This is a genomic window from Modestobacter caceresii (genome assembly GCF_000761485.1).
GTDB lineage: Bacteria > Actinomycetota > Actinomycetes > Mycobacteriales > Geodermatophilaceae > Modestobacter > Modestobacter caceresii.
Map to the genome: position 1 here is coordinate 1 of NZ_JPMX01000035.1, position 4,158 is coordinate 4,158.

Genomic DNA, 4,158 nt, shown 5'->3' on the forward strand with positions numbered 1-4,158 from the left:
ACCACGTGCATTCGCACGGCGGTGACCACGTGCATTCGCACGGCGGTGACCACGTGCACGGTGACGGGAGCTGGTGGGCCGGCGGGCACAGCCACGGGCCGGGCGGGCACAGCCATGCGCCGGGCGGGCACAGCCACGGATCCGGTCCGGGGCGCGGCGGCTTGGTCGGCATGGGGATCGCCGGTGGCCTGGTGCCCAGCCCGTCGGCACTCATCGTGCTCATCGCCTCGGTCGGCCTGGGCCGGACCGCCTTCGGCATCCTCCTCGTGCTCGCCTACGGAGTGGGCATGGCCGGGACGCTGACCGCGGTCGGGCTGGCCCTGGTGAGGCTGCGTGGCCGCCTGGCGCGCAGGGTCGCCGACCTGCGCGGCGACCAGCTGCTCGCCCGGGTCGCGCTGGCGGTACCCGTGGTCACCGCGGGGCTCGTCCTCGTCGTGGGCCTGGCGCTCGTCACCCGCGGCGTCGTCCTCGGCGCCTGACCGGCACTGGGGTCAGCCGTTGACCGCACCCGGTGGTCGGCAAGGCCGGCCGCCCGCTCTCCGTCGTTCGACGATCTTGCCCCCGGCGGATCCGCCTGCGGGGTCAGCGGCCCTGCGGCTCCCCCTCGGGGAAGACCCAGCGGCGGTAGCCCGGGTAGCGGATGATGGTGCCCAGCGAGATCGAGAAGACGTTGGCCGCCTGGAGGACCAGGGGGCTCTCCTGCCCCAGGGGTAGCGGTCCGTGGCCACCACCAGCAGTCCCAGCAGCAAGGTCGCGCCGTTTGCAGCTGCCGGGTCCGCTCAGGAAGTAGTCGATCGGTACCTCTGATCACTGATCAGTCCCGGAAGGCTGCGCCGTCGGCCGTCGTCGTGCTCATCGCCTCGATGGGCCTTGGGCGCACTTCTCCCGGCGTCCTCCTGGTGTTCGCCTACGGGCTGGCATCGCCGGCACGTTGACCGCCCCCGGGGCAAGCTCCGCGACCGCCGGGAGCGCCGGATCGCTGGCCTGCGCCAGGCCAGGCTGCTCAGCCACCTCGTACTCATCGCGCCGGTGTTCGCCACCGCAGCGGGAGACCGCGAGCGTGGAGCCACGATGGCCGTCGTGATCCCACGCTCGGAGATCAGCCCGTGACCGGGTACTCGGCGAAGCGGGCGCGTAGGTCCTTCTTGGAGAACTTGCCGACGCTGGTCTTGGGCACCTCGTCGATGAACTCGACCGCCTCGGGCAGCCACCACTTGGCCACCAGCGGGGTGATGTGGTCGATGATCTCCTGGCCGGTCACTGTCTCGCCCTCCCTGAGGACGACGCAGGCGAGCGGCCGCTCGTCCCACTTCGGGTGCGGGATGCCGACGACGGCGGCCTCCTTCACCGCCGGGTGGCTCATGATCGCGTTCTCCAGGTCGACCGAGGAGATCCACTCACCCCCGGACTTGATCAGGTCCTTGGTGCGGTCGGCGATCCGGATGTTGCCGTCCTCGTCGAGCGCGGCGACGTCGCCGGTCTTCATCCAGCCGTCCGGGGTGGTCAGCTCCACCCCGGCGTCGGGCCGGTAGTAGTCCTTCGCGCACCACGGGCCGCGGACCTGGAGCTCACCGGTGGCCTTGTCGTCCCAGGGCTGCTCCTCCAGGGTGTCCGCGTCGACGATCCGGGCCTGCACGCCGAACAGCGGCAGGCCGGCCCGGGCTCGCCGTTCGGCCTTGGTGCGCTCGTCGGCGTCCGCCCAGCGAGCCGACAGCGTGCCGCCGGAGGCGACCGGGTGCGTCTCCGTCATGCCCCACGCCTGGTACAGCGGGAGGCCGACCTGCTCGCGGTAGGCCTCCGACAGCGCCTTGGGCACGGCGGAGCCGCCGCAGCCGATCTTCCGCAGCCGGTGGGTGCGGCCGGCCAGGTGCGGCAGCGCGCCCTGGAAGATCGTCGGCACCCCCGCGGTGAAGGTGACGCCCTCGTCGATGATCAGGTCGGCCAGCGCCTGCGGCTGCATCATCGCGCCGGGGAAGACCATCGCCGCACCGGACGCGGGGGCGGCGTGCGCGATCCCCCAGGCGTTGGCGTGGAACATCGGCACGATCGGCATCGCGACGTCCTCGACGCCGATGCCGAAGCCGTTGGGGGAGACCACGGCCATCGTGTGCAGCACCGTCGACCGGTGGCTGTAGACGACGCCCTTCGGGTTGCCCGTCGTGCCGCTGGTGTAGCACATGGAGGCGGCTGCGTTCTCGTCCGTGGTGGTGAACTCGACCGGCTGCGCGTCGGCCAGGAGCGTCTCGTAGTCGAGCACCCGCGGGTCGTCGGGCACCTCGTTGTCGCCGCCGTCGTCCATCACCACCACGTGCCGGACGGTCGTCATCGTGTCGATCAGCGGCCACAGCAGGGGCAGCACGGTGCGGTCGACGAAGACGACCTCGTCCTCGGCGTGGTTGGCGATGTAGGTCAGCTGCTCGGGGAACAGGCGCACGTTGAGCGTGTGCAGCACCCGCCCGGTGCAGGGGGCGGCGAAGTACAGCTCCAGGTGGCGGGCCGAGTTCCAGGCGAACGTGCCGACCCGGCCGTCGGCGCTGATCCCCAGGGTGTCCAGCACCCCGCCCAGCCGACGGGTGCGGTCGGCCCACTCGGCGTAGGTGGTGCGCACCTTGCCGCTGGGGTTGTTCGTGACGATCGGGACGTCGCCGTGGTGCTGCTCGGCGTGCCGGAAGATCGTGTCGATGGTCAGGGGGACGTCCTGCATCAGCCCACGCATGGCCGCATGGTGCCAGTGACCGAGCTCACGTTCTACCCGTGGACGCCGCCCGCCGACGACGCGCCGGCCCACCCCCCGGACAGGGGGGTCCGCCATCGCCTCGGAGCAGGCCGGATGCGGGGTGAACGGCCCGTTACGCGACCGTGACGATCCAGTTCGGGTGACGGGCTTGACGGACCGGGGTTGTTAGCGCTCACACTGTCTCAGCCCGCAGCGGCGGGCCTGCGCCAATCAGGGGGCAGATGTCTCGAAGGAGAGATGTGGCAGTGAACAAGAAGCTCGGACTGACCGCCCTGGGCGCCTCGCTGGCGCTCACCCTCAGCGCATGTGGCGGCGAGGGTGCCGGCAGCACCAACGACACCGAGAACGCAGCTCCTGAGGACCTCACGATCGGCGTCTCGATGCCGACCGAGACCTCCGAGCGCTGGATCGCCGACGGCGCCAACGTCGAGGACCAGCTCGAGGGGGCCGGGTACCAGGTCGAGCTGCTGTACGCCGGTGACGACATCCCGACCCAGTCACAGCAGATCGACCAGATGATCGCCCAGGGCGTCGACGCACTGATCGTCGCGGCGATCGACGGCACCGCGCTCAGCGCACAGCTGCAGAACGCGGCCGACCAGGACATCCCGGTGATCAGCTACGACCGGCTGATCCGGGAGACCGAGAACGTCGACTTCTACGTCAGCTTCGACAACTTCAAGGTCGGCGTCGCGCAGGGCACCGCCCTGCTGACCGGCCTCGGCATCACCGACGAAGAGGGCAACCCGACCGGGGCCACCGGGCCGTTCAACGTCGAGTTGTTCGCCGGCTCGCTGGACGACAACAACGCCGGCTTCTTCTTCGACGGTGCCATGTCGGTCCTGCAGCCCTTCATCGACAGCGGCACGCTCGTCGTCAAGTCCGGCCAGACGAGCATCGAGCAGGCCGCCACGCTGCGCTGGTCGCAGGAGACCGCCCAGCGGCGGATGGAGGACCTGCTCACCTCCAGCTACAACGACGGCTCGGTCGTCAACGGCGTCCTGTCCCCCTACGACGGCATCTCCCGCGGCATCATCACCGCGCTGCAGAACGCCGGGTACGGCCCGACGCAGGACGCGCAGCCCAAGCCGATGCCGGTGATCACCGGTCAGGACGCCGAGATCGCGTCGGTCAAGCTGATCGCCGACAACGTCCAGGACTCCACGGTCTTCAAGGACACCCGGCTGCTGGCCGAGCAGGCCGTCGCCGCCGCCACGGCCTACCTCGAGGGCGAGGAGCCGGAGGCCAACGACACCGAGACCTACGACAACGGTGTCAAGGTCGTCCCGTCCTACCTGCTCCCGATCGAGACGGTCTACCAGGACGACATCCAGTCGGTCCTGATCGACTCCGGCTACTACACCGCCGAAGAGGTCGCCGCAGGTCAGACGGACTGACGTCCGTCCCCCAGTCCCGGCCGG

At 70.5% G+C, this 4,158-nt stretch carries 3 protein-coding genes; 2 read left to right on the forward strand and 1 reads right to left on the reverse strand.

Features of this window, described 5'->3' with window-relative positions:
• The coding region (locus IN07_RS26280) for a sulfite exporter TauE/SafE family protein (protein ID WP_036335390.1) at nt 1-479 on the forward strand (479 nt) is incomplete at its 5' end.
• A gap of 620 nt (nt 480-1,099) precedes the next feature.
• Here IN07_RS26280 and IN07_RS09295 read toward each other — a convergent pair.
• Nucleotides 1,100-2,716, reverse strand: coding sequence for a long-chain fatty acid--CoA ligase (locus IN07_RS09295; protein WP_036335391.1), 1,617 nt, complete (start codon nt 2,714-2,716; stop codon nt 1,100-1,102).
• Nucleotides 2,717-2,982: 266 nt separating this feature from the next.
• On the opposite strand from IN07_RS09295, the gene chvE reads away from it, so the two are divergent.
• Nucleotides 2,983-4,134, forward strand: a complete 1,152-nt coding sequence (gene chvE, locus IN07_RS09300) for a multiple monosaccharide ABC transporter substrate-binding protein (protein ID WP_036335392.1) — start codon at nt 2,983-2,985, stop codon at nt 4,132-4,134.
• Nucleotides 4,135-4,158: the final 24 nt, after the last annotated feature.

Bases quoted from the DNA above. Each gene is read 5' to 3' on its own strand.
- IN07_RS09295 (WP_036335391.1), bottom strand. From the start codon at position 2,716: ATGCGTGGGCTGATGCAGGACGTCCCCCTGACCATCGACACGATCTTC.